This window comes from Streptomyces zhihengii, assembly GCF_016919245.1.
Classification (GTDB): domain Bacteria; phylum Actinomycetota; class Actinomycetes; order Streptomycetales; family Streptomycetaceae; genus Streptomyces; species Streptomyces zhihengii.
This window is the reverse complement of record NZ_JAFEJA010000001.1, coordinates 5,130,551-5,156,131: the sequence shown is the minus strand read 5'-3', so window position 1 is coordinate 5,156,131 and position 25,581 is coordinate 5,130,551. Positions and strand designations below refer to the sequence as shown.

Genomic DNA, 25,581 nt, shown 5'->3' with positions numbered 1-25,581 from the left:
ACCGCTGACGCACAGTGAGCGCCATGAGACGCGAAACCCTCAAGAACGCCGCGGTGAGCACGCTGGTCGGCGCGACGCTGGTCACCGGAGCGGTCCTGCTCGCGCCCGGGTGGGGTGAGGAGGGCGGCGCCCCGGCGGGTCCGGCCGCCCGCGCGCTGGCGGCCGCCGGTGCGGGCGCTCCGGCGGCTCCGGCGGACCTGAAGGCGCTCATCTCCGACCGTGAGGACCGGGTGCGCGCCCGTCCGGAGGACGCCGGCGCCTGGGCCGTGCTCGGGGCGGCCTATGTGGAACGGGCCGCGCAGACCGGCGACTTCGCCCTCTACCCGAAGGCCGACCGGGCGCTGCGCCGCTCGTTGGAGGTGCGGCCCGCCGCGAAGGGGAACGTGGCGGCCCTGGTCGGCCTGGGGTCGCTGGCCAACGCCCGGCACGACTGGGCGGCGGGCAGGACCTGGGGCGAGAAGGCCCGCGAGCTGGACCGGAAGTCCTGGGCGGTCTACCCGGTGCTGGTCGACGCGAACAACGGACTGGGCGACCACGGGGCGGCGGGCAAGGCCATGGACACGCTCCAGGAACTGGCGTCGGGCCCGCAGGTGAAGGGCCGGGAGGCGCTGGTCTACCGGGACAAGGGGTGGCGGGAGGACGCCGCGGCCCTCGCCTACGACGCGGCGCTCACCTCGTCGACCCGGGCCGAGAAGGCGGCGGCGCTCAGCCGGCAGGGCGAACTGGCGTGGGAGCGCGGCGAGGCCGCCGAGGCGCTGGAGCACCACGAGGCGGCGCTGGAGGAGGACCCGGAGGCGCGCAGGGCGCTCGCGGGGCGGGCGCGCGCGCTGGCGGCGCTGGGCCGCACCGGGGAGGCGCAGCGCGACTGGCGCACGGTGCTGGAGGAGCTGCCGCTCGCCGAGTACGCCCTGGAGGCGGGCGAGCTCGACGACGCCCTCGGCCTCGACGGGGACGCGGGCACCCGGTACGCCCAGGTGCGGACGCTGGTGGCCGGGGCGCGCCAGCACGGTGTCGACGGGGATCTGGTGCTGGCGCGGTACGAGGCGGACCACGGCGACCCGGCGGCGGCGGTGCGGCTCCTCCAGGGCGAGTGGCGGCAGGGGCACCGCAGCGCGCACGTCGCCGACGCGATGGGCTGGGCGCTGTACCGGGCGGGGCGGGCCGAGGACGCGCTGCCGTTCGCGAAGCTGGCCACCGGGCAGGGGCTGCGCAGCGCGCTGTTCTCGTACCACCGGGGCGAGATCGAGCGGAAGCTCGGCTCCTACGGGCCCGCCCGTCGGCACATCGGGGAGGCGCTGCGCACCAACCCCGACTTCTCCCCGCTGCTCGCCCCGGCGGCCCGCGAGGCCCTGGAGGACCTGGGCGAGCCCGCGGCGGGCGGCCCGTCGGACCTGTGGGGCGACGGCCCCGACGAGATCACGCGGGGCGACGAGGGGGAGGCGGCGGAGGCCGCCGAGGAGGGGGCGGGGGCCGGGGACGCCTCCGGGGCGCCGGCCGCGTCGGCGTCCGCGTCCGCGGGGGCCGCGTCACCGTCGGCCGGGGCGCCGGCATCCCGGCCACGGCCGGAGTCGGCCTCCCCGTCGCAGACGTCGAGCACGGGGCCGCGCTGACGCGGAGGGCGCCGCGCTGACGCGGAGGGCGCCGCGCTGACGCGGAGGGCGACGCCGAGGGCCCGGCCCGGGCACGGCCGCCCGGAGTCGCCACCCCGCTGGAGACGGCGAACGCCGGGCCGCGCTGACGCGGAGGGCCGCCCAAGCCCCTGGCCGGGCAGCGCGCGATGGGCCGGAGACGGCGAGCGGGGCGCCGCGCAGACGCTGAAGCACCGCCCAAGCCCCCCGGGCCGGGCAGCGCACGGACACCCGGAGTCACCACCCCGGCGGAGACGGCGAGCGGGGCGCCGCGCAGACGCTGAAGCATCGCCCAAGCCCCCCGGGCCGGGCAGCGCGCGGCGGCGCCGGACGGGCGGCGGCCCGCCGGGCGCAGGGGCCGGCGGGCCGTCGTCGTGGGGAGGCGGGGCGGATCAGAGGTTGCCGCGCTTCTCCTGCTCGCGCTCGATCGCCTCGAAGAGGGCCTTGAAGTTGCCCTTGCCGAAGCCCATCGACCCGTGGCGCTCGATCATCTCGAAGAAGACCGTCGGCCGGTCCTGCACCGGCTTGGTGAAGATCTGGAGCAGGTAGCCGTCCTCGTCGCGGTCGACCAGGATCTTCAGCTCGCGCAGCGTCTCGACCGGCACCCGGGTCTCGCCGGCCCACTCGCCGAGGGTGTCGTAGTACGAGTCGGGGGTGTCGAGGAACTGGACGCCCGCCGCCCGCATCGACCGGACCGTGGCCACGATGTCGTTGGTGGCCAGCGCGATGTGCTGGACACCGGCGCCGCCGTAGAACTCCAGGTACTCGTCGATCTGCGACTTCTTCTTCGCGATCGCCGGCTCGTTGATCGGGAACTTGACCTTCAGCGTCCCGTCCGCGACGACCTTCGACATGAGGGCGGAGTACTCGGTGGCGATGTCGTCGCCCACGAACTCCTTCATGTTGGTGAAGCCCATCACCGAGTTGTAGAAGCCGACCCACTCGTTCATCCGGCCGAGTTCGACGTTGCCCACGCAGTGGTCGATCGCCTGGAAGGTGCGCTTGGCCGGCGGCTCGACGATCGGGTCCGCGGCGACGAAGCCCGGCAGGTAGGGGCCGTCGTAGTCCTTGCGCTCCACGAGGGTGTGCCGGGTCTTGCCGTAGGTCGCGATGGCGGCGAGGACGACGACGCCGTGCTCGTCCTTGACCTCGTGCGGCTCGACGATGCCGGTGGCCCCGTGCTCCACGGCGTACGCGTAGGCGGCGCGGGCGTCGGGCACCTCGATGGCGAGGTCGACGACGCCGTCGCCGTGGGCGGCCACGTGGTCGGTGAGGAAGCGGCCCCAGTCGGTGCTCGCCTTGATCACCGAGGTGAGGACGAAGCGGGCCGAGCCGTTGGTCAGGACGTAACTCGCGGTCTCCCGGCTGCCGTTCTCCGGTCCGGAGTAGGCGACGAGCTTCATGCCGAACGCCGTCGAGTAGTAGTGCGCGGCCTGCTTGGCGTTGCCCACGGCGAAGACGACCGCGTCCATTCCCTTGACCGGGAAGGGGTCTGCCTCGCGCGCGGTGTCGGGGGTGTGATGCGTGGTCTCAGTCATGGCAGCAGGCTCCCCCCGGACGGCAAGGTGCGCAATAGTTCGCGTACCGCCTGGTCAATGTGTACAGCCGATCGGGCGGTGCATCGGGCGTTGTGTACAGGATGACCATCAGGGAGGCGGCCATGGCGATCGATCATCTGGACGGGAGGCTCATCGTGCTGCTGGCGCGGGAGCCGCGGATAGGCGTGCTGGAGGCGTCGCGGCGGCTGGGGGTGGCGCGCGGGACGGTGCAGGCGCGCCTCGACCGGCTCCAGGCGAACGGCGTGATCAGGGGCTTCGGGCCGGACGTGGACCCGGCGGCGCTGGGCTACCCGGTGACCGCCTTCGCGACGCTGGAGATCAAGCAGGGCCAGGGCGCGGACGTGCGGGCCCATCTGGCGACCGTCCCCGAGGTGCTGGAGCTGCACACGACGACGGGGCACGGCGACATGCTCTGCCGGCTGGTCGCCCGCTCCAACGCGGACCTCCAGCGGGTGATCGACCGGGTGGTGGGCTTCGAGGGGATCGTGCGCGCGTCCACCGCGATCGTGATGGAGAACCCCGTACCGCTGCGTGTCATCCCGCTGGTGGAGCAGGCGGCGGAGGACTCCGCGGAGCGGTGAGCGCCGGAGGTGGGGGCGGGGTCCAGGTCGAGGTCGGACGGGAACGCAAAGGACTGGTTGCAAAGAAACCGTTGCAAGGGAATGGATGCAAAGCTATCTTTGCATCATGAGCGAGCACGGTGACCCCCGAGAGCGGGACGAGCGGCACGGACCGGGCGACGAGCGCCCCGTCCCCGGCGAGAACGACGCGGAGAACGACGCCGCGAAGAACGAGAACGGCGAGAGCGACGAGTTCGACGAGGCCGCGCCCGAGCTGACGATGCGGACGCTGGACCCGCATTCGCTGCGCGGCCTCGCCCACCCGCTGCGGATGCGGCTGCTGTCGACGCTGCGCCACGACGGCCCAGCCACCGCCTCCGGGCTCGCTGCCCTGCTGGGCGAGTCGAGCGGCGCCACCAGCTACCACCTGCGCCAGCTCGCCGCGCACGGCTTCGTCGAGGACGCGCCGGAACACGGCAAGGGCCGGGAGCGCTGGTGGAAGGCCGCGACGCACGGCACCCGCTTCAGCGACAGCCTGCGCACCGATCCCGACCCGGCCGTGCGGGGCGCGGCCGACCTCTTCATCCACGAGGTCGCCACCATGCACACCCAGGAGGTGGCCACCTGGCTCGGCACCCAGCACGAGTGGCCCGACGAGTGGCGGCTCCGGTCGGACCTCAGCGACTTCACCCTCCGACTGACCCCCGCCCAGGCCCGCGAGCTGAACGAACGGGTCCACGCGCTGATCGACACCTACCGCGAGGCGGCTCCCCCGCCGGGCACCGAGGGCGTCGCCCAGGTCCGGCTGCACCACCACGTGCTGCCGCGCCTCCTGGAGTGAACCGCCCGCCCGCCGCACCGCCCGACCCATGCGCCACCGACCCGAGGGGACCCGTCGTCATGCACGTGGCCGACGTTCATCTGACACTGCACCGTCTGCGCGCCGACGAGCTGCGCGCCGAGGCCGCGCGCGCCGTGCCGCGTGAGCCGATACGCACCAGGCTGGGCTGGACCCTCGTCGGGCTGGGCCTCTACCTCGTCCGCCGCCCCGCCGGGCACGGGACGACCACGACCAGGGCCCGGCTCGCGTGAACGACCAGGGGGGACGGGACGGCCACGGGGGACGGGACGCCGACGTGAGGGACCGGCGTCCGCTGGCGACCGTGCTGACGGCCAACGCCGTGTCGATCAGCGGCAACGCGCTCACCCTCATCGGCGTCCCGTGGTTCACGCTCCAGACCACGGGGAGCCCCGCCAGGGCCGGGGTGGTCGCCTTCTGCGCGACGCTCCCGGTGGTGGTCTCGGCGATCGTCGGCGGCCCCGTCATCGACCGGATCGGCCGCCGCCGGGTCAGCGTCGCGAGCGACCTCGTCTGCGCCGTCGCGATCGGCGCGATCCCGCTGCTGCACTGGACGGGGTCGCTGCGCTTCTGGATGCTGTGCGCGCTGATGGCACTCACCGGCCTGTTCCACGCGCCGGGCGAAACCTCGCGCCATGTCCTCGTCCCGGACCTGGCGAAGCTGGCGGGCACGCCGCTCTCGCGTGCCGCCAGTCTCTTCGACGCCGTCTCCCGGGGCGCCCGGATGACGGGCGCCGCCCTGGCGGGTGTGCTGATCGCGGTGCTGGGCGCCGAGGCCGTGCTGATCGTCGACGCGGTGACCTTCGGCGTCTCGGCCCTGCTGATCGCGGGCGGCGTACGCGGGGTGCCCGCGGCCGAGCCGCGGCGGAACGCTCCCCCGGTGTCGTTCGGCGCCTACCGCGCCGAGCTGCGGGAAGGGTGCGCGTTCCTGCTGCGCAGCAGGCTGCTGCTGGGGGTCATGCTGATGGTGATGCTCACCAACGGCATCGACCAGGGCTGGAGTTCGGTGCTGCTGCCCGTGCACGCCAAGGAGAATCTGGGCGGCGCCCGGGACCTCGGGCTGCTCGCGGCCGTCTTCGGGGCCTGCGCGCTGCTCGGCGCCCTGCTGTACGCGGCGGTCGGGCACCGCTTCCCGCGGCGGGCGGTGTTCACGGTGGCGTTCGTGCTGTGCGGGATGCCGCGCTTCGTGGTGGCCGCGCTGGTCGACGGGACGGTGCCGCTGGCCGCCACCATGGCGGTCGGCGGGCTCGGGGCGGGGATGCTCAACCCGATCCTGACGACCGTGATGTTCGAGCGGGTGCCGGAGGAACTGCGCAGCCGGGTCATGAGCGTCTCGACCGCGGGCGTCCTGATGACGACACCGCTCGGCGGCCTCGCGGCGGGCCAGCTCATCGAGCGCAGCGGCCTGGCGACCGCGCTGCTGGTCATGGGCGGGCTGTACTTGCTGGCGACCCTGGCTCCGGCGGTGTTCCCCGCCTGGCGCGAGCTGGACGGTGCGCCCGCGGGCGCGCCTGCGGGCGCGGGGGGCGGTTCGGGGGGCGGTGCGCCCGCGGGTTCAGGTTGCGGTTCGCCGAAGGCGGGTGCCCCGCCCGGCGGCGCGGCCGGCGGGGGGCCGCCCGCTCGCGCCGGGGAGGACGTGGGCGCGGGGCACGGGGGCCGCTGACCGCACGGCCGCAGGCCGCGCCGGCGCGCAGGGGGCGCGGCACCCGGTCACCGGCCCGTGGGGCCGGCTCCGGGGTGGGGCGGGGTCAGCAGGAGGGGACCTTGCCGCCGCGCTCGAGGGCGCGCAGGGATTCCACGGTGCGTTCCAGGGTGGTGACGGGGATCAGGCGCAGGCCCTCGGGGAGTTCGGCCTGCGCGTCCGCGCACTCCGCCTCGGGGACGAGGAAGACCGTGGCGCCGTCGCGCTTGGCCGCCTGGGTCTTGAGGGAGACGCCGCCGACCGGGCCCACCTCGCCCTCCGGGGTGATCGTCCCCGTGCCGGCGATGGTGCGTCCGCCGGTCAGGTCCCCTCCGGAGCCGTCGCCGTCGAGCTTGTCGACGATGCCGAGCGCGAACAGCAGGCCCGCGCTGGGGCCGCCGACGTCGGCCAGGTGCAGGGAGACCTTCACCTTCGCGGGATCCTCGTCGAGGTAGGCGAGCGCCGCGCGGGTGGCGTCGTCCTGCGACTCCTCCATGTCCTCGGTGTTGTGGCGCTCGACCTCCCGGTCGGACTTGCCCGGCGGGTAGACCGCGTCCCGGGGCAGCACCGCCCGGTCGGTGCGGAACCACCCGTCGACGACCTCGTCGAGCCCGACGTCCACGGACGGCCCCGAGGCGACGATCGTCGTCATCCGGAGCTCGCCCTCGGTGGTGCGGGTCGGGGCTCCCGTGACGGTGATGATCGGCTTGCCCCGGTCGTCACCGAGCACGTCCGCCGTCCCGCCCGGCTGCGCCACGACGAACGGCAGCGGCGCGAACCCGACGACGGCGAGGAGCGCGACGACGGGCACGGCGCTGAGGGCGAGGGCGCGGGGGCGCGTGAGGCTGGAGAACACGACGCCAATCTATCTGCCCGCCCGGGGGCCGGGCCGCCGCGTCCCGCGGCCCTCCCCCGCAGCGCTCAGCGCAGGGCGTCCGCGACCTCGCGGGCCGCGTCGACCACCCGGGGGCCGACCCGCTCCGGGACGGCGTCGGCGAGCATGACGACGCCCACGCTGCCCTCTATCCCGGTGACCCCCATCAGCGCGGCGGCCGCGCCGCAGGCGCCCGCCTCCAACTCCCCGTGGGTCAGGGTGTATCCGGGCTCGTTGTGGGCGGTCTGGCGGGCCGCGAGGATGGCCTTGCCGGCCGCCCCCCGGTCCAGCGGATGCCGGAAGCCGGCCCGGTAGGCGACGTGGTAGTCCGTCCAGGTCGGTTCGACGACGGCGACCGCGAGGGCCTCCGCCCCGTCGACGAGGGTGAGGTGGGCGGTGGCCCCTATGTCCTCGGCGAGCGAGCGCAGCGCGGGCATCGCGGCCTCGCGCACCAGGGGGTGCACCTGGCGGCCGAGGCGGAGCACGCCGAGCCCGACGCGGGCCCGGCCGCCGAGGTCGCGGCGTACCAGGGCGTGCTGCTCCAGGGTGGCGAGCAGGCGGTAGACCACGGTGCGGTTGACGCCGAGTTTGTTGGACAACTCGGTGACGGTCAGCCCGTGGTCGGTATCGGCGAGCAGCTTGAGGACACGAAGTCCCCGGTCGAGCGTCTGAGAGGTTTCCGCGGTCACGACGCCCCCTCCTTAGGAGTGAGTGACGGCGGTCCCCCGACGGAGGTGGCGGCACCGGTCCCATCGGCGACGCACCCAGAGGCCGCCGGCAGGCCATGGCACACCGACTGCGCTCCGCGGCGGCGCTGCCACGGGGCGTGTGTATGGCCGGGACAGTAGCGACCGGCACCGCTCAGCGGAAGACCTCGTCCAGAATCCGGGCGATCTTCTTCTGACGACGCGTTATTGGTCCGTCTTCGGGAGTTCTGTCGTCACGCCGTGCGCGTAACCCTCGAACAGCCGGCCGCATGCCGGTCGCTTGCTTTTCTACCGCACCGAAAGGCGGCATGTCACCGATTTCCGGCACGCGCACCGGAAGTGCCCGCGCCGGGGCGCCCGTCGGCGGGCCCGTGGCTCAGCGCATGCGCGTGGCCCACTCCTGCACCTTCTTGATCCGCTCGCGGATCTGCCCGGCGGTGGCCTCGGCGCTCGGCGGCCCGCCGCACACCCGGCGCAGCTCGGTGTGGATCACTCCGTGCGGTTTGCCGCTCTGGTGGACGTAGGCGCCGACCATGGTGTTGAGCTGCTTGCGCAGCTCCAGCAGCTCCTTGTGGGAGACCACCGGCCGCCGCTCGGCGGGGAGTTCGAGGAGATCGGCCTCGGTGTCGGGCTTCTTGCGGCTGTGGGCGATCTGCCGTGCCTGCCGCTTCTGGAGCAGCAGTTGCACCTGGTCCGGTTCGAGCAGGCCGGGGATGCCGAGGTAGTCCTGCTCCTCCTCGCTCCCGGGGTGGGCCTGCATGCCGAACTCGGCGCCGTCGTAGAGCACCCGGTCGAAGACGGCGTCGGACTCCAGTGCCTCGAAGGGCAGCATGTCCTGATCGCCGGTGTCCTCGTCCTGCTGCTTCTCCGCCTCCGCCATCTCCTTCTCGGACTCGGCGTACGGGTCCTCCTCGCCCTCCTTGCGGGGCTTGTCGAGGGCGTGGTCGCGCTCGACCTCCATCTCGGAGGCGAAGCCGAGGAGGTTGGGGATGGTCGGCAGGAAGACGGACGCGGTCTCGCCGCGGCGCCTGGAACGCACGAAGCGCCCGACGGCCTGGGCGAAGAACAGGGGCGTGGAGATGGTGGTGGCGTAGACACCGACCGCGAGGCGCGGGACGTCCACGCCTTCGGACACCATGCGGACCGCGACCATCCAGCGGTCCTCGTTCTCGCTGAACTCCTCGATCCGCTTGGAGGCGGCGGCCTCGTCGGAGAGCACCACGGTCGCCTTGGTGCCGGTGATCTCGCGGATCAGCTTGGCGTAGGCGCGGGCCGAGTCCTGGTCGGTGGCGATCACGAGCGCGCCGGCGTCCGGGATGCCCTTGCGGACCTCGGTCAGCCGCTTGTCGGCGGCGCGCAGCACATTGGGCATCCAGTCGCCGCGCGGGTCGAGGGCGGTGCGCCAGGCCTGCGAGATCGCGTCCTTGGTCATCGGCTCGCCGAGCCGGGCCTCGATCTCGTCGCCGGCCTTGGTGCGCCAGCGCATGTTGCCGCTGTAGCTGAGGAATATCACCGGCCGCACGACGCCGTCGCCGAGCGCGTTGCCGTAGCCGTAGGTGTAGTCGGCGGAGGAGCGCCGGATGCCGTCGGTGCCCTCCTCGTAGGTGACGAACGGGATCGGGTTGGTGTCCGAACGGAACGGCGTACCGGTCAGCGCGAGCCGCCGGGTCGCCGGCTCGAACGCCTCCAGGCACGCCTCGCCCCAGGACTTGGAGTCACCGGCGTGGTGGATCTCGTCGAGGATCACCAGCGTCTTGCGCTGCTCGCAGCGGTTGCGGTGGAGCATGGGCCGCACGCCGACGCCCGCGTAGGTCACCGCGACGCCGTGGTACTCCTTGCTCAGCGGACCCGCGCTGTACTCGGGATCCAGCTTGATCCCTATCCGCGCGGCGGCCGCGGCCCACTGCTTCTTCAGGTGCTCCGTCGGCGCGACCACCGTCACCTGCTGGACCACATGGTGGTGCAGCAGCCACGAGGCCAGGGTCAGCGCGAAGGTCGTCTTCCCGGCGCCGGGCGTCGCGACGGCGAGGAAGTCTCGGGGCTGCTCCTGTACGTACCTTTCCATGGCCCCCTGCTGCCAGGCACGCAGCTTGTTGGCGGTACCCCAGGGGGCACGGCCGGGGAAGGCGGGTGAGAGGTGGTGGGAGGCGGTAGTAGTCACGGTCTCCGGGTACGGGCTCGGCTGGACGGGGTGCTGTACGACAACCGGGCCACCCTACCGGGGGCGCGGCGGACCCCGCCGTGAACGCCACCGCCTCCACGGGTCTTGCGGCCCATGTCACACTTCCGGTCCGGCGAGCTCCCTGGTCACCCGCGGGAGTCATCTCATGCGTCGCAGAAGGGCCTCCCATGTGGCGACCTGCTTCTCGGCGGCCCTCCGCACCTCGGCGCGGTGCGTACGGTCGGAGTGTGTGCGCAGGGCGTGCCCCAGCCTCGTGTACGGGTCTGCTTCTGCGCCCCCGCGCGAAGGCCCCAGACCCTGTTCCGGGGCCCTGGCCGGAGACGGATGATTCACCATGAGGCGAGGGTAGGGCCCGCCGGTGTCAGCGCGACGCCGCCTTCCCCCGCACCCCCAGCCGCGTCGCCACCCATGCCCCCGCCAGTGCCACGCCCGCCATCGGGAGGAAGACCGCGGTGAAAGCGGCCGGGTGGGAGCCGGTCGTGGTGGCGGTGTGGGTGGCGGTGCCGATTTCGCCGCCGCCGAGGGCGGCGAAGGCGGCGCCGCCGGCCGCGAGGAGCAGGACGTTGGAGAGGGCGTCGGAGATCTGGAGGGCCGCCGAGTTGGTCCCGGCCTCCTCGGGCGCGGACAGCTTGAGCAGCAGCACGCTGGTCGAGCCGATCACCAGGCCCATGCCGAAGCAGCCGAAGGTCCAGGCGACGGCGACGGTCCAGGCCGGGACGCCGTCGATCAGGACGGTCGGGGCGGCGGCGATGGCCCCCGCGACGAGCAGCATGCCGAGGACGACGAGCCGTTCGCGGTGCGCCTCGGCACGCGGGCGGGACTGCACGAACGAGCCCAGCGCCCAGGTCGCGCCGCCCGCCGCGAGGGAGAGACCGGCGAGGGTCGGGGAGAGGCCGCGCTGGGTGACCAGCATCAGCGGGACGAAGGACTCTGCGGCGATGAAGGAGCCCGCGGCGATGCCCCGCAGCAGCACCACGGAGGGCAGGCCCCGGGCGGCCCGGTAGGTGCCCTTCGGGAGGACGCCGAGCACGGACGGCACCAGCAGGGCCGCGCCGGCCGCGGCGGGCAGCAGGGAGAGCCACCGCAGGTCCTGTCCCGCGTACTGGAGGAGTCCCGCGCCGAGCGCGATGCCGAGGGCGAGCCGGATCCGCCGGCGGTCGAAGGAGGGGACGGGCGCCCCGGGGTCGGCGGGCCCGGAGGCGCGCTGCCGGATCGCGGGCAGGGCGAGCACGAGCGGGACGGCGACCAGCGCCGGGATGCCGAGGAAGACCCACCGCCAGCCGAGGTGCTCGGCGACCGTACCGGCGGCCAGCGGCCCCACCACGGAGGGGATCACCCAGCTCGCCGCGAACGCGGCCATGATCGCGGGCTGGAGCCGGGACGGGTAGGCCCGGCTGACGACGACGTACAGGGCGACGATGACCAGCCCGCCGCCGAGCCCCTGGACCGCGCGCCCCGCCACGAACACCCACATCGCCCCGGCGGTCCCGGAGAGCGCCAGGCCCGCGGCCCACGCGGCCATGCCCGAGGCGAGCGCCCCGAGCGGCCCGCGCCGGTCCGCCCACTGGCCGGCCACCACCATGCCGAAGAGGCTGGTCGTGAAGTAGGAGGAGAAGGCGAACGCGTAGAGCGCGACGCCGTGCAGCTCGCGCGCGGCCACGGGCATGGCGGTGCCGACGGCGGTCGCCTCGAAGGCGATCAGGAAGACGACGGCCACGATCCCGATGCTCAGCGCCCGGTGGGCGGGCCCGAGCACTCCCCCGTCGCCGCCGTCCCCGCCGTGGACGGCATCGCCCCCGAGGGGGCGGGACGCGGCGGCACGGGGCGTGGGCGTGACGTCGGTGTCACGCGGCTCGGGGGTGGTCATGCCCACCAGAGTAAGGGGCGTCCATGGGAATGGACCCTGTCGTTGGTCGGGGCCGGAACAGGCCCTTGGTCGTAGGACCGGGGCGCCGGTCGTGAACGGCACATGGCAGTCGTGTTGCGGCGCCGCCGGAATCCTTGAACGGCCCCTCGACGGCGGCCTACGGTCGAGGAGTTGAAGAACACGGCCGTGTGCCCGAGTGGCTCAGGGGCACGCCTGCAAAGCGTGTTACGCGGGTTCGATCCCCGCCACGGCCTCCACCAGCCTTGACCAGGCAGAACCGAAGGGCGGCACCCTGCCGAGGGTGCCGCCCTTCTCGTCTTCCGTCTCAGTTCCCGTCTCAGTTGGCTTGCGCGGGTTCGTCCGCCGCACCACCGTCCCCATCGTGCGGCCGCTCTGCCTCGGGGCGCCAGATCAGGCCGTCCACCTGCCTCGCAATGTCCGTCCGCACGGCGTCCACCATGTGCTGATAGCGGGCGGCCATGGCTGTGGTGGACCAGCCCATGAGCCCCATCACGGCACGCTCGGGAACTCCCAGGATGAGCAGGACCGTGGCCGCAGTATGGCGGGCGTCATGCAACCGCCCGTCCCGCACCTGCGCTTCTGCAAGGAGAGCCTTCCACTCCGACCAGTCCCGCCGGTGAGACGGGCTCCGGCCGCACTCGTCCGGAAAGACGAGCCCGCCGTCCACCCACCGGTCTCCCGCTGTCCTCCTCTCTTCCTGCTGAGCATTGAGGTGTGAGCGGAGCAGGTCGACAAGTTGCGCGGGCAACCCGACGGCACGCCGGCCTGCGCGCGACTTCGTCTTGGACGACTCCGCGTTCGTGCGACGCCGGTCCGGGCAGTAGCCAGCCCCCTTGCGTCCGCACGGCTGCGCGCATCCATGGCTGTACTTGGGCCGGTTACGACTCCGTCGCACCACCAGGAAGCCACCCTCAAGGTCCACGTCTTCCCACACCAGCCCGAGCGCCTCCCCCTGACGCAGGCCGAGAGCCAGGGCGACCGCCCAGCGTGCCGAATTGCGATGCTGGTCAGCTGCTTTGAGCAACCGCTGAACCTCACGAATGTTGTACGGCTCCACTTCGTACTCGCCCGACTTCGGCGCCTTGGCGAGCCGCACAGGGTTCTGTCCGAGGTGACCGCGGCGGACAGCCTCGTTGAGGGCCGTACGCAAAGTGCGGTGCGCCTGGTGCGCGGTTGCGGGCTTGCTGCCGTTGGCCTGCATCTTCGCGTAGAAGGCCTCAATGTGCTCGGGCTTGAGCCTGTCGAGCCGGTGAGCACCCAGCCCGGGGATCAGGTGCTTTCGCACGGCGACGCCGTATCCAGCCGTCGTGTTATCGCTGACGCCGAGGGGCGCAACGTGGTCGATCCAGTGCGTCAGCCATGTGCTGACTGTCCACGCCCTGCCGGGCTTTCGTACGGTCTTGGCGTCGCGAGCCTTCTCCAGCTCCCGCACAGCAGCGGCGACCTCGGTACGGGTCTTGCGCTCGACATGGCGACGGTCGGGACTGCCATCGTCGCGGACACCAACCGTGACGCGGCCGTGCCATTTGCCATCCTTGCCCAGGTAGATGGAGCTACGGCCGTTGGGCTGCCGGGTGCGCTTCTGCTCTTCCGCCATGGGCGGACTCCTTCGGTCGGGGGATTGCGGAAACGACCAGGACACCGCCCCACCATGAGGCGGCGTCCCGGTTCTCAGCGATCAGGCGGCGCGCTGCTGCTCGGCCCGAAGGCGAGCGAGGTACGCGGCCGGGGCATCAGCGGGGACTCGCCGGAGTCCACCAATGAGCAGGGACTCAAGTGCTCCCGAGCGAATCAGCGCGAAGCAGGTGGTGCGGCCGATACGAAGGCGTCGGGCCGCCTCTTCCACCTTGAGCAGGATCAGCGTCGGGTCCTCATGGTCTGGGTGGGACGGGTTCATCCGGTGCACTCCTCGTGGCGTCAGGGCCGGGCAGGGCGCGTGTGTGTCCGAGGTTGGGATTTCTGCGTCATTGCGTCATCTGCGTCACTGCGCGCGTCTGGCCTGCGGGTTTGTCGTGACGCAGCGGGGTGCGGGTGCGTCATGGGTGACGCAGGGCGTGCGTCACCCATGACGCAGGTGACACGGGATGACGCAGGATTCGGGCTCTGCGTCACTGCCGTTGTGGCTGGTCACCGGCCGTTTCGGGCCGTCTGGTGACGCAGGTGACGCAGGTTCTCCTACTTAGGAAAAAGAGGGAGGGGTGTCTGTAGTGGTGCCGGTGCGGCTTCGGAAGTGCATTGGGGAGCCGCTTCGCGGCGCGACCATCGGCGGCGGCGAGCCGCCGAACTACAAGAGGAGCACCTCCCCCGCGTGGCGCCGGGTGCTCTTCTTGCTTGTCCAAGCAGCGCCGCGGTGGCGCGGTCAGTGCAGCGGGTCCTGCTGGTGTGCGGGCGGCGCTGCGGGGCGGGTCATGGCGATGTAGCGGGCGGCTCCGGTGCGGCCCCAGTCGACGACCACGCTGCGGGCGGCGAGGGTGGGTTGGAGGCGCTTGAGCCGGTCGGAGAGGACCTTGCCCGTCGTGGGCCAGCCTTTGGGCAGGGCGCGGCAGTCGTCGCCGCTGTAGAGGCCGGTGAGGGCGTACAGCCATTCCGAGGACGACATGCGGGTCTCTTCGCCGGGCGTCATGCCGGCGGCGTGCTTCAGCACCGTCTGCGCGAGCAGGTCGCCTTCAATGACGTCGTCGTTGAGGTCGTCCAGGCTGGCCCGGTAGGCGGCGAGGGAGCTGAAGCCGGTCGCGGTGTCGAGCTGCGCGCACAGGTGGGCGAAGTCGGCCATCCGGAGGTCGGTCGGGATGTCTGCCTGGGCGGCCCGCACCTGCACCGTCAGGTCCAGCAGCGAGCCGAGGATGACGGGCAGCACCTCTTCGTACTCCGTCCACAGCTCCGCTTCGGTGCGCCGCACCGTCGGGCGTTCCAGCCGCAGGGGAAGGAGGCGTTCGGCGAGGTCGGGGCGGATGACGCCGACGTCGATGCCGGTGAGCAGCATGGGGCGGCGGTAGCGGGCGCGGAAGACGTCGCCGTCGGTGAACAGGGCGCGCTTGACGTTCTCGGCGCCGGTGACGATGCAGCACATGGCGTCGGAGAGGTCGGGGGTCATGTGGGAGAGGTTGTCCAGGGCGGTGACCCATCCGGCGGCGACGGCGGCCGTCAGGTTCTCCTCGTCCTTCGGGGCGCGGCGCAGATCGCCGCTCATGCCTTCGATGATGCGCACGAGCATCCGCCCGGCGGTGGACTTGCCCGCGCCCTGGGGGCCGGTGAGGAACGGGGCCGGGACGGGGACGGACGGGCCCAGGCAGCCGACCAGCCAGGCGAGAGCCAGGCACTCGGTCTCCGCCGTGGCGAAGTTCGTCAGCCTCAAGAGCAGGTCGATGCCCTTGCCGTCGGTGTCCTTGACGGGGAGGGGGAGTTCGCCGGTGAGCTGGGTGCGCCGCCAGCACACCTCACGCGGGTCGGGCACCGTGACGGTCCAGCCGGTGGGGTGGATGCGCACGGACTGTCCATCGGTGCGACCGAGGTCGAGCCAGGTGGCACCGTCGAAGCCGGGCGCAACGCGGATGTGCACGGCCTGGGTCTCCTCGGTGAGCGCCAGGGCCTCAATGAGGTCGAGTGCTTCCTTGAGCGCGGTTCCGTTGAACACGCCGAGCCCGTCACGGAACAGGCCGACCATGAGTTCCTGCCGGTGGCTGCCCGTGGTGCCTTGCGAGCGGATCGGTCGCGCCACCGGGTGGCCGTTGCGCTGGGCGTAGACGGTGCCGTCGGCGGTGCGGAAGTACCGGAAGTGCGTCTGCGCGTAGTCGGTGATGATCTGCCGTGCAGGGTTCTTGTCGTCGTCGGACACGAGTTCACATCCCCAGTGCGGTGCGGGCGTTGGTCCACGCGTCGGTGCAGTGCCGCAGGCTCTCGCCCCGGGTCTGCGCGGCCGTGAACAGCCGGGCAACGTGCGTCTCGCTCAGGCAGCCGCACCGGCCATGCGTGGACAGCACCGCGAGGAACGTCCGGTACACGGTCGCGTGGATGGCTGTTCGGGCCTCGGTGATGCGCTGCTCCGCCATGGCGACGCCGCGCTCCAGGAAGACCGGGGAGCGGTGGCGGCACTCCCCGCCGCCGACCGGCACTGCCGGATCTGCGGCGGATGGGGCCGGCCGAACCGTGGGGGCCCGCTCGGCGAGCGCGCGCACCGTGTCCGGGAGGGCGGTCATGGTGCCGGTGCCGGGGCCGAGGTAGCGGGTGTAGGACATCGTGGACTTGATGTCCACGCCCGGCCGAACCGCGTTCACGGACCGCATCACGCCCCGGTAGATCCAGTGCTCGCCCCGTGTCGTGGCCACGGTGCGGGTGGGCGGGAGCGCGGCGCGGGCCCAGCCGATGGCGTCCGTGTCGTCGAGGTCGACGACGGTGAGCCCGGCCCCGCCCGGGTGGTAGGCCACGGCGCCCGCGGTGCGCCACGGTGCCGCCCACTCCCGTGACCCGAGGATGACGGGGTCGGTGTTGGCGGCGGCCCAGCCGTGGCACGGCCGCGGGCACGCGCAGGTCCCGGCGGTCTTCATGTTCGGCCGGCCGCCGCAGGCGTTGTCCCGGCAGTCGGGGCAGTTGCCGAACGGGACCTTCCCGGCCCGCAGCGGCAGGACCGGCACGCCCAGGGCGGCGAGCCCGAGCGCGACGTTCAGGTGGTCGCTCATGCCGCAACCCCCGTCCGGAGGGTGGCGTGCAGGGCGCGGCCGATGTGCTCGGAGAAGGCGGGCGGGATGGCTTCGGTCAGTTCCTCGCGGACGTCGGTCCAGCCGATGCCCATGGCGGTCTGCATCTCCGGGACGGTGGCCTTCCCGCCGCCGGATCCGTACGCGGCGACATAGGGGCCGTCGTAGAAGCGGCCGTGCCGGTAGCCGCGCACACGCCCCCGGTGCTTGGGGTGGGCGGGCTGCTCGATGGTCCAGCCGCCGAGTTCGAAGTTGCGGTGCCGCAGCACCCCGAGCGAGAACATCTCCCCGCACAGGGAGAGGTCTTTGCGGATTTCCGCGCGGCCGTTCGGCTGCTCGATCACATACGGAAGACCGGTCTGTTCCAGCAGCGCCCGGGTGGGCGGGACGAGGTCGATGTGGGTGCCGCCCCAGCCCTGTGAGGCGTTGGTGCCGACGGTGAGCGCGCATCCGGCCTGGCACGGCGGCGAGGCGTGCACGGCTGCGAAGCAGCGGATCTTGCCGGAGGTGATGAGGGCTGTGAGGAAGGCGAGCGCGTCGCCCTGGTGGAAGGTGAAGGGGTAGTTCGGTCGGGGGACGATGTCGACGCCGACGACGTCGAACCCGGCCCGCCGGTAGCCCATGCCTGCGCCGCCGGCGCAGGAGAACAGGTCCAGCAGCAACGGCCGGCGGCCGTGCTCTCGCCGGATCGTGGTGGGTTGGGTCATCCTTGGTGTCTCCAGTTCTCTGGATGCTGGTAGACGAGAGCGGCCCCGGTTCTTGGACGGATTGGGGGCCGCTCTCGGCGTATGCGGAATCTGCGCTCCGGGTGGAGCGGGGAGGGAGCAGTACCCCCTTGCCGGGGGCTTGTGGAGGGGGTTTCGGGGTCCTGACCTGCGGTGCCTCCCCGCCTCCCCGAAGGGGTGTTTTCGCTGATCAGAGTGGGGGAGGCGGTTGGGGGAGGCTGTTGGGGAGTTCTCCCCGCCTCCCCGGCAGCGGCGGGTGTTGCTCCCCGCTACAGGGAGGCGGAAGCGGAACCATCTGCGTCGCGGTTGGCGAGCGCGCGGGCCAGGTCGTCGCGGCGCACGACCATGACCCCGTGGGACTTCTTCGGCTCCTCGCCGTGCTCCTCCAGCAGCCGCTTCAGGCGGCCGTTGTTCCACTCGCGGTAGACGGCCGTGTCCAGCGCGTGCAGCCGCTTCAGCACCTCATCGGTGCGCAGCCGCGCCGCGTCGCCGATGACGGCCGCCACGTCGGCGAGCGCGTCACGCTCCTCGGTGCGCTCGATGGCGCGCAGGGTGGCCACTCCGTCGCGCAGGGCCTTCGCCCGAGCGGCAATCTCGGCGGCCGGCTCGTCGTCGATGAAGTGGGTGCGCACGGTGATGGAGGACTGGCCGGCGGGGATGGCGATGCCGTCGGAGGCGACCACGAGGGTGCCCTTGTCCAGTCCCTGGCGCAGCAGGTGCGGGGCCGCGCCGGCGTTGACGGCCTTGGCTCCGAGCGCCATCTCTGCCTGCGATTCGGTGCCGACCACGAGGGAAGCACGGGTGTGGGCACCCTCGCGGACCAGCTTGGGAAGGTTCTGGTCGGTGGGGTCCTGCGTGCCCTGCCACATCAGCACGTCGACCGCACGGCCCTGGTTGTGGATCTCACGCACCGCCATGAAGTACCGGGAGGTGGCCTTGGCTCCTCCGTAGGGGCGGCCGTCCTCGCCCTTGGCCGGGCACATGAACGCCTTCTGCGCCTCATCGACCACCACGATCAGCGGCTCGAACACCACGGTCGGGTTCTGCCGGCGCTCCTCGATCCGACGGTTCATCTCCTCGACCGCGTCCTCAACCATCTCGGTCGCCTGAATGCAGTGGCTGTCCGAGGGACCTTCGATCAGGACCTTCGCGATGCCGTCGAACGGGGCCCAGTCGCCGATGCCCTTCAGGTCGGCGATCCAGAACTGCACCGTGCGGTCCAGCGCCAGCCACAGGGCGAGCGCCCGCAGGGCGGCCGTCTTGCCCTGGTTGGACAGGCCCGTGACCAGCAGGTGGCGCTGGTAGACGCTCAGCTCAGCGGCGTCACCGCGCAGATCCTGGCCCCATGGGGCCCGACCGGTCTTGTAGTTCGCGGTCAGCGTCTCGTCGGTGACCAGCGGGGACGGGCCGATCGGCTCGTCCAGCGCCCCCGAGTCGGCGATCCACAGCCGCACCGTCCGTGCCGCCTCGGGGATCGTGATGAACACCTCGTGCTCGTGCCGGGTCAGGTTCTCGGCGAGCTTGCGGCGCTTGTTCTGCACCTCGTTCGTGGCCACTCCGGAGGGCAGGGTCACGTCGACCTCGACCCCGCACCCGGCGATCCGGATCGGTCCGAGCATCGACGCTCCGGCGTCGCCCATCTCCTTGATGGCGTTCCGCAGCGGTCCGATGCCGAGGTCGCGCAGGGCCTTGACCACGATCGACGGCGTGATGGGCTCACCATCCGTGCTCCGCGCGGTCGCCGGGAGGGCCCAGTTCGGGGCGGCCTGCCGGTGCCGGCCGACGGCCCACACCCCCGCGAGGGCGAGCCACGGGCCGACCGCGACGAGCGGGCCCCACATGACGGTGACGAAGACGACCAGGAAGTGAATCAGGTCGACCAGCGCCATCAGCGGCGTGACCACGTCCGCAGGGTCCTTGGTCGCTATGGCCAGGGCGATGCCGACCAGGAGCAGCCCGCCGATGGTGCCGCCGGTGCCGTAGGCGGCGTTCTTCGCCAACCGCTCAGGCGACGTGATCAGATCCATGCGCCGCTTGTGACGGGCCGCGCGGAACGCTGCGCCACGGGCCTCCCAGTCGGCGGCAGCCTCGTAGTTCCCGGCCGCCTCCGCCGCCCGGATCATCCGCTCGTACCGGGCCGCCGTGCGGCCGTCCCACGCCCGCTTCGCCACGACCCGCGTGCCGCCGAGGACGTACGAGCCGTGCCGGACGACGACACCGGCCGCCGTCCGGGTGCGCTCGTGCGTGGCGATCGTGCGGGCGGTGCGGCCGGTGCGCACCCACAACGGCACCGGCCGCACCATCGGCGGCTCGTCGACCACGATCAGGACCGGCGCCGCGGCTTCTGCCGGCGGCTCGTCCGTGCTGGTGGTGGGGTTCTTGAACAGGGGAACGACGTTCTCCGTCATGCTGGGTCTCTCCTGCTGCTCAGTTGGGTGGTCAGGGGCCCGGGACGGCCGGATTCCTTGGCCGGGTGCGGCCGTCCCGGGGCACAACTACTTGCCCGCGCTGTTCCTCTTCGCGTCGCGTTCCTCGCGCTTGCGGGCGCGGTCGATGACGCGCTCGACCTTGCGCTCCAGGTCGCCCTGGTAGACGTGCTCACCCGCGATGCCCCGCTTGGCCATCCGCGCCACGTAGTAAGCGACTTCGGCCGTCTCTGCGGCCGTCATCCGAGGTTCGTCGTCGTAGCGCTTGGCCATCACACGCCCTCCGTCTCGCCCATGAACTGGGCGTACTCGGCCTGGTCAGCGGCCTCGTAGTCGGCGAACATGCCCGCGTCCTCGGCCGGGGCGGCCGGGGTGGTCTGTGCGGCTTCGGTGATGGCGGCGGCGGTCGCGAGGCGGGCCCACACATCGGCCTGCGCGACCTCGGCCGGCGTGACCCTGCGCCGGTTCAGCAGGCGTTCGGCCTCGGTGCGGTAGTCGTGGCTGTTCACTTCGTGTCTCCCGTCCGGGCCGGACTGTCCGGCTCCCTGCCCCCACCCGGCCCAGGAAGGGCGGGGTGGGGACAGGCGACCGTCAGGCGGGCCGCAGCTCGTGCGGGTGGCACAGCACGGGGCCGATCAGCAGACCGGCCCCGTGCACGGTCCACCGGCCGCCGGTCAGCACGCCGGGCGGTACCTCGTCGACGATCCGGCCGGTGCGCCCGGCCGCGCGGGGGTCGTCCTCACACCCGACGATCCGCACCCGCTGACCTGCCGTGAACGTCATGAGCAGGGCTCCCTCCGGGTCAGCGGCGACGGCCACGAGCCTTGCGCACGGTCTTCGCTGCCGCCTTGCCGTCCGCCCCGCCGACCGACTTCACGACGGTGACGACGCCCCAGGCGCACACGGCGGCGAGAAGCGCGAGCAGGGCGAGGTTCGCGGCCATGGCGGTCAGCACGCCGACCAGCAGCGGGCCGAAGTACACCCCGGCCGCCATGGTCCCGGCGCCGATGCCAGTGCCGAGGGCGAGGCGCTGCACGGTGCGGTCCGGCGGCGCCTGGTGGATGTGCTGGTGCACGACCTGCGGCCCGGCGAACGTCGCGGGCGGCACGGCCGGTGCCGGGTGGGCGGGGAGGTAGGCGTGGGTGCCGTCGGGGAGCTGCACCACGCGCGGGATGTCAGGCAGCGATTCCATCGCTGGTCCCTTCGGGGTAGGCGCAGGGCACGCAGGTGCCGAGCGAGGCGGGGATGACGTAGCCCGCATCGGCCCCGCAGTCGAGGCACTGCCGGCGGGCGGCGTTCGCCCGTTCCAGCGCGGCCCAGCGGCGTGGGGTCATGGGGCGGACGGGCTTGGCGTGGTCGATGCGGTAGAGGTAGGCGACCAGCGGGCCCCGGCGCTTGCGGGGGCGCTCCAGTTGGGCGACGACGTCCTGCCCGCCGGGCCGGAGCCCGAGCGCGCGGAGTTGTCGGCGGGTCGCCAGGCCGTCCGGGGCGAGGTGCCACCGGAACACCGGCAGCGCGCCCATCAGGCGACGCGCTTCCACGCGGCCCGAAGACGGACTTCGGAGGCGGAGTGCCCGGCGGAACGGAAGCGGATGGCCATGTCTCGGTAGGAGAGTGCCGGGGTCTCGCTGGTGCGGATGTCGTCGACGAGCCGGTCCAGCTCCGCATCCGTCAGGGCCGGTCCCGGTTCCAGCGCGGGCACCGGGACCGGCTCGACGGGTCCCCAGACGGGGAGTTCCCAGGTGGGTGTGACGTCGGGTGTGACGCGGCTCGTCACGCAGGTCAGCGCCCTACCGGTGTCCTTCCCGGCCCGCGTGGTTTCGAGGGTGGACCATGCTCGGGAGAGGGTCTGCGCGGTCTTCGCCTGGACGCGTGCGACGCGTGCCCCCGCCTGCGTCACGGCCGTCAGCCGCGTCTCCTCGGTCGCGGCTTCGGCCCGCAGCCGGGCCCGCGCCACGGCCGCGTCGTCGCGGGCTTCTTGCTGGATGCCCTGAATCGAGTGGAGCGCGGCCCCTGTGAGCGCGGTGCGCTCCCACAGGCCGTGCACCAGCCACAGGGCCTTCGCCGCGAGCGGGAGCCAGGCTACGGCGAGCCACGCGCCCGGCGACTGTTCCCCGGCTGCGTGGGCGATCAGGACGGCGGTGGCGATCAGGCCGAAGAACCAGCCCACGGCGGTGACCGGGGCGGAGTGGTCGCCCTGGGCGGCGAGGCGGCGTTCGTAGGCGAGGGTGGCGAGCCAGCCGCCGTCGATCCCGAGACCGACCACCAGGGCGACCAGCACCGGCATCGAGCCGCCCAGCCACATCACCACCACGGCGAGGGTGAGCACCATGGAAACGGCCGTCATCAAGACGGCGGGAAGCTTGGTCTTCACAGGGCACCCCCGGCGGTGATCAGGATGGCGAGGACGAGCAGGGCGCCGCCGGCACAGATGCAGTCGACGGCCCGCTTCAAGCGGAGGAACTTGGCGACGGCGATGCGGGACAGGTTCGCGATGTCCTGCCCTCGCCGGTCCTCGGACAGGACGGTGCGGACCTGGTCGCCGGTGAGCGTCGCCCACAACGGGAACCCCGCCACCGGACGGCCGCTCAGGTTCGGGCGCACCGCCCGCAGCAGCAGAACGACCGAGACCAGCAGCACCCCCGCCCCGGCCGCCCCGACCACGATCGCGAGGACCGACGGGTTGGCGTCCTTGGCGAGGGTCGCGGCACCGGCCAGCACGACGCCGATGAACGCCAGCAGCAGCGACGCCTTCGTGTCGATCCGGGCGATCTCCGCCTTCACCTCCGCATGCGCAGCGGTGAGGCCGCTCTCCAACAGAGTCGGTGTCACCGCGCACCCCCGGCCATCGCAGCCGCGGGGATGCCGGAGAAGCCGATCAGCGCGACGGTAGCGCCCGCGTAGTCGACGGTCGCCTTCAGCACACGGGTGCGGCCAGCCGACTGTTCGCCGTAGGACACCGCCGCGTCCGGGATGCCGAGCGCGGCCCGCCACTGCTCGAACGCGCTCAGGTCGTCGTGGAAGCTCAGCCGCAGGCCGTCGGGGTCGATCGACGAGACCTGTAGTTCGGGTGCGGGCAGGTGACCGAAGTCGACGGCGAGCAGCCGCAGCACCCGCAGCGGCCCGGACAGGTCATCGAGCCGGACCATGGTGGTCTCATTCATGCCGCACCGCCGACCGTGCCGGCGGTGCGGTTGGTCAGCTCCCGACGGGCGGCGAGGACCCGGTTACGGGCCCGGCGGATGCGGCGGGTGTCCAGCTCGTTCGGGACGCGGTCCAGGGTAGTGATCTGTGCGTCCAGCAACTCGACCTCCGCCAGGATCAGCGGCATCTCCCGGTCGATCGCGTCCAGCTCAGCGGCCGTCGGCCCGGCGTCCGGGACGGCGGCGGTAACGGCGGTCTGACGTGCAACGATGGGCTTCATGAGTCGTGGTCTCCCTAGCAGGTTTCACGGCTCGACAGCGGCCCCGGTGTTACAGCACCGGGGCCGCGCGCCGTGCATGGGGTGGGTGGGTCAGGCGGCGTTGGCCGCGTGGGTGACGAAGTGGTCGCACGCGACGATCGCGGCGGTGCGGGCGGCGGCGAGCGTCTCGGTGCTCGCCGCGCCGCGCAGGGCGTAGACGGCGGAAGCCGCGCCCTGCGCGGAGCCGAGCAGGGTGGGCGCCAGGACAGCCAGGGTGGTCATGGGCGCGGTGATCGCGCTCCGGGTTGCATGGCTCTCGGCGCGGGCCGCCTCGTAGGAGGCGGCGTCCGCACCGGACAGGCGCAGGTCCTCGCGGACCCACATCGCACGGCGGTGGTCGGCCAGCGCCGACGTCAGCGCGGTCACGGCCGCGAGCCGCTCACGCCGCAGCGCGGCCCGCTCGCTGCCACGCTGCTGAAGCAGGTAGGCGGTGACCGACCCGAGTAAGGTCCCTGCCACCGCGATCACACTCGCCCACATAGGGCACTCCCCTCCACTGAAGATCCGGAACATCCGGCTCCCCTCAGCGCTGCTCGTACGAGACGAGCAGCGGAGGCAACCGGCCGCAGCACACGGGCTGCGGAGAGGTCGAATCGCGCTGTACGTCACACGGGAGATCCCGTGTGGCCACCTACTTGGCCGAGGAGAGGCGGCGTTATCCCCATTTAGTTGTCAAGGAACTGGCGCTTCCTTCGGGCCCGTTTCACGGGGCTCTCCAGGCGACAGGCATAGCTGGATCGGCATGTCTGCCAGACATTCGATCCGCCTGGCAGGCACATCCCTAAGGTTCCCTAGGGTTCCCTGCGGTGTCAAGCAGTAAGCTAGGGAACCTAAGGGATGTCACGACAGGGAGTGAGCGACATGGCAGGTCAGGCTGACAATCGGGCTCCGTACGCGAAGATTGCCGCCCACTACACGGAGCTGATCGCCACTGGCGAGCTGCAACCGGGGGCACTCCTGCCGAGCATCAAGAACCTCGCCGAAGAGTGGAAGGTGAGCACCGCCACAGCGGAGAAGGCTCTGCGCAAGCTTCGCAATGAAGGACTCGTGCGCGGCATCCACGGCATCGGAACCGAGGTGATCGACCGCCCGGCCCCTATGTCGTCCGGATCTCAGCGACAGGACCGGGGCCGCCGTACCGGGTCCAGCTGGGGCGATGGTGAGAGGTCCGATTCACACCAGGCGGCCGTCGTACCCGCGCCCGCCGACGTAGCGCAGGCACTGGACATCCCACCTGGTTCTGACGTCATCCGACGCAGCCGCGTCTACCGTGACCGCCACGGCATCGTGGCGCACAGCACTTCGTGGATTCCTGGCCGGTACGGGAAGCTCATCCCCCAGTTGGCGGAGAGCGAGAGGCTTACAGGGGGCACCTCGCTCCAGCTAATCGCCCAGGCGACCGGCCACCCGATCAGTCACCGCATCGACACGGCGTCGGCCCGACACTTGACGCCGGAGCTCGCTCAGCTCCTTGAGCTGGCACCCGACAACACGCCGGCAGACCCCGTGGTCGTGATGACCGCAACGTTCGTCGACAACGAGGGCAGCACCGTGGAGTACGGCGTCGACCTCGGCGGCCCCGGACGTACGTGGCGCACGGAGTCGGAGGTGTCTGCGTGACGACACCTTCCCCACCCTTCTGTGTCCTGATGGTCGGCCTGCCCGGGTCAGGTAAGACCACCCTTTCCCGGGCCCTCACAGCGCAAGGATTCGTGCGGCTGTGCCCAGACGAAGAGATGTATCGACGCCACGGCGTCTACGGCGTGGACTTCCCGCGAGGCACTTTCCCCACCCTCGAACGACCGATCCTTGAGGACACCGCTCATCAGTTGAGTGATGAGCTGAAGGCAGGCCGGAACGTGGTCGTTGACCACGGCTTCTGGACGCCGGAGGAACGTCGCAAGTGGCGGGATGTGGTCGTCGACGCCGGAGCGACACCCGTGCTCGTCTATCTAGCGGTCAGCCATGAAGAGCTGTGGGCGAGGGTCAGCAGACGCAACGAATTCCACGCGAATGACGCCAACGCGATCTTCTTCTCAGAGAGCGATCTACAGCGGTACCGCGCCCGCTTCTTTCCGCCCAGCGACGACGAGCCGCACATCCTGTACGACGGGGACACGGCGGCGGTGGTCGCCGCCCTGGACAGCTGTGCAGGACACCTCCGAGAGGGCTAAGGCACAGGTCAGTCCAACAGACAGCGTCTCAGTTTCCGTCTCATTCAGCCGCGTTCAAGGGCGTCCGCAGCGGTTCACGCGCCGGGCGGAGCCTCCCGATTGAACGGAGCTGAACCGCACCGCACGACCGAGCGGCTGCGGTCAGCAGACCTGCAAAGCGT

Annotated in this window: 28 protein-coding genes and 1 tRNA gene; 8 read left to right on the top strand and 21 right to left on the bottom strand. The window is 72.2% G+C overall.

Going from position 1 to position 25,581, the window contains the following annotated elements; translation table 11 throughout:
* Positions 1–23: 23 nt before the first annotated feature.
* Entirely contained in the window at positions 24–1,610 is a 1,587-nt protein-coding gene (locus JE024_RS21835) for a tetratricopeptide repeat protein (protein ID WP_205375206.1), read from the top strand.
* A 410-nt stretch (positions 1,611–2,020) separates the two neighbouring features.
* Here the strand turns inward: JE024_RS21835 and hppD are convergent, their stop codons facing one another.
* On the bottom strand, positions 2,021–3,166 hold the full coding sequence (hppD, locus tag JE024_RS21830) for a 4-hydroxyphenylpyruvate dioxygenase (protein ID WP_205375205.1): 1,146 nt from the start codon (positions 3,164–3,166) through the stop codon (positions 2,021–2,023).
* A gap of 122 nt (positions 3,167–3,288) precedes the next feature.
* On the opposite strand from hppD, the gene JE024_RS21825 reads away from it, so the two are divergent.
* The 4 genes from JE024_RS21825 (at position 3,289) to JE024_RS21810 (ending at position 6,269) form a co-directional block, all read left to right on the top strand.
* Positions 3,289–3,768, top strand: coding sequence for an Lrp/AsnC family transcriptional regulator (locus JE024_RS21825; RefSeq protein ID WP_205375204.1), 480 nt, complete (start codon positions 3,289–3,291; stop codon positions 3,766–3,768).
* Positions 3,769–4,027: 259 nt separating this feature from the next.
* On the top strand, positions 4,028–4,588 hold the full coding sequence (locus tag JE024_RS21820) for an ArsR/SmtB family transcription factor (protein WP_205376663.1): 561 nt from the start codon (positions 4,028–4,030) through the stop codon (positions 4,586–4,588).
* Positions 4,589–4,647: 59 nt separating this feature from the next.
* Complete coding sequence (locus JE024_RS21815; RefSeq protein WP_205375203.1) at positions 4,648–4,839, top strand: hypothetical protein; 192 nt, start codon at positions 4,648–4,650, stop codon at positions 4,837–4,839.
* Positions 4,836–6,269 (top strand): MFS transporter, encoded by a 1,434-nt coding sequence (locus JE024_RS21810; protein WP_372449824.1) that lies wholly within the window; start codon positions 4,836–4,838, stop codon positions 6,267–6,269. The genes JE024_RS21815 and JE024_RS21810 overlap by 4 nt, the downstream gene beginning before the upstream one ends.
* An 85-nt stretch (positions 6,270–6,354) precedes the next feature.
* On the opposite strand, the gene JE024_RS21805 is transcribed toward JE024_RS21810, so the two are convergent.
* The 4 genes from JE024_RS21805 to JE024_RS21790 form a co-directional block, all read right to left on the bottom strand.
* Positions 6,355–7,143: a S16 family serine protease gene (locus tag JE024_RS21805; protein ID WP_205375202.1), complete on the bottom strand. Its 789-nt coding sequence runs from the start codon at positions 7,141–7,143 to the stop codon at positions 6,355–6,357.
* 65 nt (positions 7,144–7,208) lie between these two features.
* On the bottom strand, positions 7,209–7,850 hold the full coding sequence (locus tag JE024_RS21800) for an IclR family transcriptional regulator (protein ID WP_147986678.1): 642 nt from the start codon (positions 7,848–7,850) through the stop codon (positions 7,209–7,211).
* 394 nt (positions 7,851–8,244) lie between these two features.
* Positions 8,245–10,029, bottom strand: coding sequence for a DEAD/DEAH box helicase (locus tag JE024_RS21795; RefSeq protein ID WP_205375201.1), 1,785 nt, complete (start codon positions 10,027–10,029; stop codon positions 8,245–8,247).
* A 382-nt stretch (positions 10,030–10,411) separates the two neighbouring features.
* On the bottom strand, positions 10,412–11,917 hold the full coding sequence (locus tag JE024_RS21790) for an MFS transporter (protein WP_205375200.1): 1,506 nt from the start codon (positions 11,915–11,917) through the stop codon (positions 10,412–10,414).
* Positions 11,918–12,099: 182 nt separating this feature from the next.
* Between JE024_RS21790 and JE024_RS21785 the strand changes: the two genes are divergently transcribed.
* Positions 12,100–12,174 (top strand) — tRNA-Cys (locus JE024_RS21785).
* A gap of 80 nt (positions 12,175–12,254) precedes the next feature.
* On the opposite strand, the gene JE024_RS21780 is transcribed toward JE024_RS21785, so the two are convergent.
* The 16 genes from JE024_RS21780 to kilB form a co-directional block, all read right to left on the bottom strand.
* A complete protein-coding gene (locus JE024_RS21780; protein WP_205375199.1) occupies positions 12,255–13,535 on the bottom strand; it encodes a tyrosine-type recombinase/integrase in 1,281 nt (426 codons plus the stop codon).
* An 81-nt stretch (positions 13,536–13,616) separates the two neighbouring features.
* Complete coding sequence (locus JE024_RS21775) at positions 13,617–13,835, bottom strand: excisionase family DNA-binding protein (RefSeq protein ID WP_205375198.1); 219 nt, start codon at positions 13,833–13,835, stop codon at positions 13,617–13,619.
* Between the two features lie 462 nt (positions 13,836–14,297).
* A complete protein-coding gene (locus JE024_RS21770) occupies positions 14,298–15,773 on the bottom strand; it encodes an AICE element replication initiation protein (RefSeq protein ID WP_205375197.1) in 1,476 nt (491 codons plus the stop codon).
* A gap of 4 nt (positions 15,774–15,777) precedes the next feature.
* On the bottom strand, positions 15,778–16,614 hold the full coding sequence (locus JE024_RS21765) for a bifunctional DNA primase/polymerase (protein ID WP_205375196.1): 837 nt from the start codon (positions 16,612–16,614) through the stop codon (positions 15,778–15,780).
* The gene (locus tag JE024_RS21760; protein WP_205375195.1) at positions 16,611–17,339 is read right to left on the bottom strand and encodes a DNA cytosine methyltransferase; all 729 of its coding nucleotides are present in this window, start codon (positions 17,337–17,339) and stop codon (positions 16,611–16,613) included. Before JE024_RS21760 ends, JE024_RS21765 begins: the two co-directional genes overlap by 4 nt.
* 287 nt (positions 17,340–17,626) lie before the next feature.
* On the bottom strand, positions 17,627–19,765 hold the full coding sequence (locus tag JE024_RS21755) for an FtsK/SpoIIIE domain-containing protein (RefSeq protein ID WP_205375194.1): 2,139 nt from the start codon (positions 19,763–19,765) through the stop codon (positions 17,627–17,629).
* An 87-nt stretch (positions 19,766–19,852) separates the two neighbouring features.
* Complete coding sequence (locus JE024_RS21750; protein WP_205375193.1) at positions 19,853–20,056, bottom strand: DUF6257 family protein; 204 nt, start codon at positions 20,054–20,056, stop codon at positions 19,853–19,855.
* Positions 20,056–20,292, bottom strand: a complete 237-nt coding sequence (locus tag JE024_RS21745; protein WP_205375192.1) for a hypothetical protein — start codon at positions 20,290–20,292, stop codon at positions 20,056–20,058. The genes JE024_RS21750 and JE024_RS21745 overlap by 1 nt, the downstream gene beginning before the upstream one ends.
* An 82-nt stretch (positions 20,293–20,374) precedes the next feature.
* Positions 20,375–20,566, bottom strand: coding sequence for a hypothetical protein (locus tag JE024_RS21740; RefSeq protein ID WP_205375191.1), 192 nt, complete (start codon positions 20,564–20,566; stop codon positions 20,375–20,377).
* Positions 20,567–20,585: 19 nt separating this feature from the next.
* Entirely contained in the window at positions 20,586–20,975 is a 390-nt protein-coding gene (locus JE024_RS21735) for a DUF6251 family protein (RefSeq protein ID WP_205375190.1), read from the bottom strand.
* Positions 20,959–21,306: an RRQRL motif-containing zinc-binding protein gene (locus JE024_RS21730; RefSeq protein WP_205376661.1), complete on the bottom strand. Its 348-nt coding sequence runs from the start codon at positions 21,304–21,306 to the stop codon at positions 20,959–20,961. The genes JE024_RS21735 and JE024_RS21730 overlap by 17 nt, the downstream gene beginning before the upstream one ends.
* Positions 21,306–22,157, bottom strand: a complete 852-nt coding sequence (locus tag JE024_RS21725; protein ID WP_507232745.1) for a protein spdB — start codon at positions 22,155–22,157, stop codon at positions 21,306–21,308. Before JE024_RS21725 ends, JE024_RS21730 begins: the two co-directional genes overlap by 1 nt.
* On the bottom strand, positions 22,154–22,615 hold the full coding sequence (locus JE024_RS21720; RefSeq protein WP_244883024.1) for a Pycsar system effector family protein: 462 nt from the start codon (positions 22,613–22,615) through the stop codon (positions 22,154–22,156). Before JE024_RS21720 ends, JE024_RS21725 begins: the two co-directional genes overlap by 4 nt.
* On the bottom strand, positions 22,612–22,947 hold the full coding sequence (locus JE024_RS21715; RefSeq protein WP_205375189.1) for a hypothetical protein: 336 nt from the start codon (positions 22,945–22,947) through the stop codon (positions 22,612–22,614). Before JE024_RS21715 ends, JE024_RS21720 begins: the two co-directional genes overlap by 4 nt.
* Complete coding sequence (locus JE024_RS21710; protein ID WP_205375188.1) at positions 22,944–23,207, bottom strand: DUF6284 family protein; 264 nt, start codon at positions 23,205–23,207, stop codon at positions 22,944–22,946. Before JE024_RS21710 ends, JE024_RS21715 begins: the two co-directional genes overlap by 4 nt.
* A 90-nt stretch (positions 23,208–23,297) precedes the next feature.
* The gene (gene kilB, locus JE024_RS21705) at positions 23,298–23,705 is read right to left on the bottom strand and encodes a plasmid transfer protein KilB (protein WP_507232744.1); all 408 of its coding nucleotides are present in this window, start codon (positions 23,703–23,705) and stop codon (positions 23,298–23,300) included.
* A 402-nt stretch (positions 23,706–24,107) separates the two neighbouring features.
* Between kilB and JE024_RS21700 the strand changes: the two genes are divergently transcribed.
* Together JE024_RS21700 and JE024_RS21695 are read left to right on the top strand one after the other, a co-directional pair.
* The gene (locus JE024_RS21700) at positions 24,108–24,866 is read left to right on the top strand and encodes a GntR family transcriptional regulator (RefSeq protein ID WP_205375186.1); all 759 of its coding nucleotides are present in this window, start codon (positions 24,108–24,110) and stop codon (positions 24,864–24,866) included.
* A complete protein-coding gene (locus JE024_RS21695; protein WP_280521565.1) occupies positions 24,863–25,420 on the top strand; it encodes a P-loop nucleotide/nucleoside kinase family protein in 558 nt (185 codons plus the stop codon). Before JE024_RS21700 ends, JE024_RS21695 begins: the two co-directional genes overlap by 4 nt.
* Positions 25,421–25,581: the final 161 nt, after the last annotated feature.

Bases quoted from the DNA above. Each gene is read 5' to 3' on its own strand.
- JE024_RS21835 (WP_205375206.1), top strand. From the start codon at position 24: ATGAGACGCGAAACCCTCAAGAACGCCGCGGTGAGCACGCTGGTCGGC.
- hppD (WP_205375205.1), bottom strand. From the start codon at position 3,166: ATGACTGAGACCACGCATCACACCCCCGACACCGCGCGCGAGGCAGAC.
- JE024_RS21825 (WP_205375204.1), top strand. From the start codon at position 3,289: ATGGCGATCGATCATCTGGACGGGAGGCTCATCGTGCTGCTGGCGCGG.
- JE024_RS21820 (WP_205376663.1), top strand. From the start codon at position 4,028: ATGCGGACGCTGGACCCGCATTCGCTGCGCGGCCTCGCCCACCCGCTG.
- JE024_RS21815 (WP_205375203.1), top strand. From the start codon at position 4,648: ATGCACGTGGCCGACGTTCATCTGACACTGCACCGTCTGCGCGCCGAC.
- JE024_RS21790 (WP_205375200.1), bottom strand. From the start codon at position 11,917: ATGACCACCCCCGAGCCGCGTGACACCGACGTCACGCCCACGCCCCGT.
- JE024_RS21780 (WP_205375199.1), bottom strand. From the start codon at position 13,535: ATGGCGGAAGAGCAGAAGCGCACCCGGCAGCCCAACGGCCGTAGCTCC.
- JE024_RS21775 (WP_205375198.1), bottom strand. From the start codon at position 13,835: ATGAACCCGTCCCACCCAGACCATGAGGACCCGACGCTGATCCTGCTC.
- JE024_RS21765 (WP_205375196.1), bottom strand. From the start codon at position 16,614: ATGAGCGACCACCTGAACGTCGCGCTCGGGCTCGCCGCCCTGGGCGTG.
- JE024_RS21760 (WP_205375195.1), bottom strand. From the start codon at position 17,339: ATGACCCAACCCACCACGATCCGGCGAGAGCACGGCCGCCGGCCGTTG.
- JE024_RS21755 (WP_205375194.1), bottom strand. From the start codon at position 19,765: ATGACGGAGAACGTCGTTCCCCTGTTCAAGAACCCCACCACCAGCACG.
- JE024_RS21750 (WP_205375193.1), bottom strand. From the start codon at position 20,056: ATGGCCAAGCGCTACGACGACGAACCTCGGATGACGGCCGCAGAGACG.
- JE024_RS21740 (WP_205375191.1), bottom strand. From the start codon at position 20,566: ATGACGTTCACGGCAGGTCAGCGGGTGCGGATCGTCGGGTGTGAGGAC.
- JE024_RS21735 (WP_205375190.1), bottom strand. From the start codon at position 20,975: ATGGAATCGCTGCCTGACATCCCGCGCGTGGTGCAGCTCCCCGACGGC.
- JE024_RS21730 (WP_205376661.1), bottom strand. From the start codon at position 21,306: ATGGGCGCGCTGCCGGTGTTCCGGTGGCACCTCGCCCCGGACGGCCTG.
- JE024_RS21715 (WP_205375189.1), bottom strand. From the start codon at position 22,947: ATGAATGAGACCACCATGGTCCGGCTCGATGACCTGTCCGGGCCGCTG.
- JE024_RS21710 (WP_205375188.1), bottom strand. From the start codon at position 23,207: ATGAAGCCCATCGTTGCACGTCAGACCGCCGTTACCGCCGCCGTCCCG.
- JE024_RS21700 (WP_205375186.1), top strand. From the start codon at position 24,108: ATGGCAGGTCAGGCTGACAATCGGGCTCCGTACGCGAAGATTGCCGCC.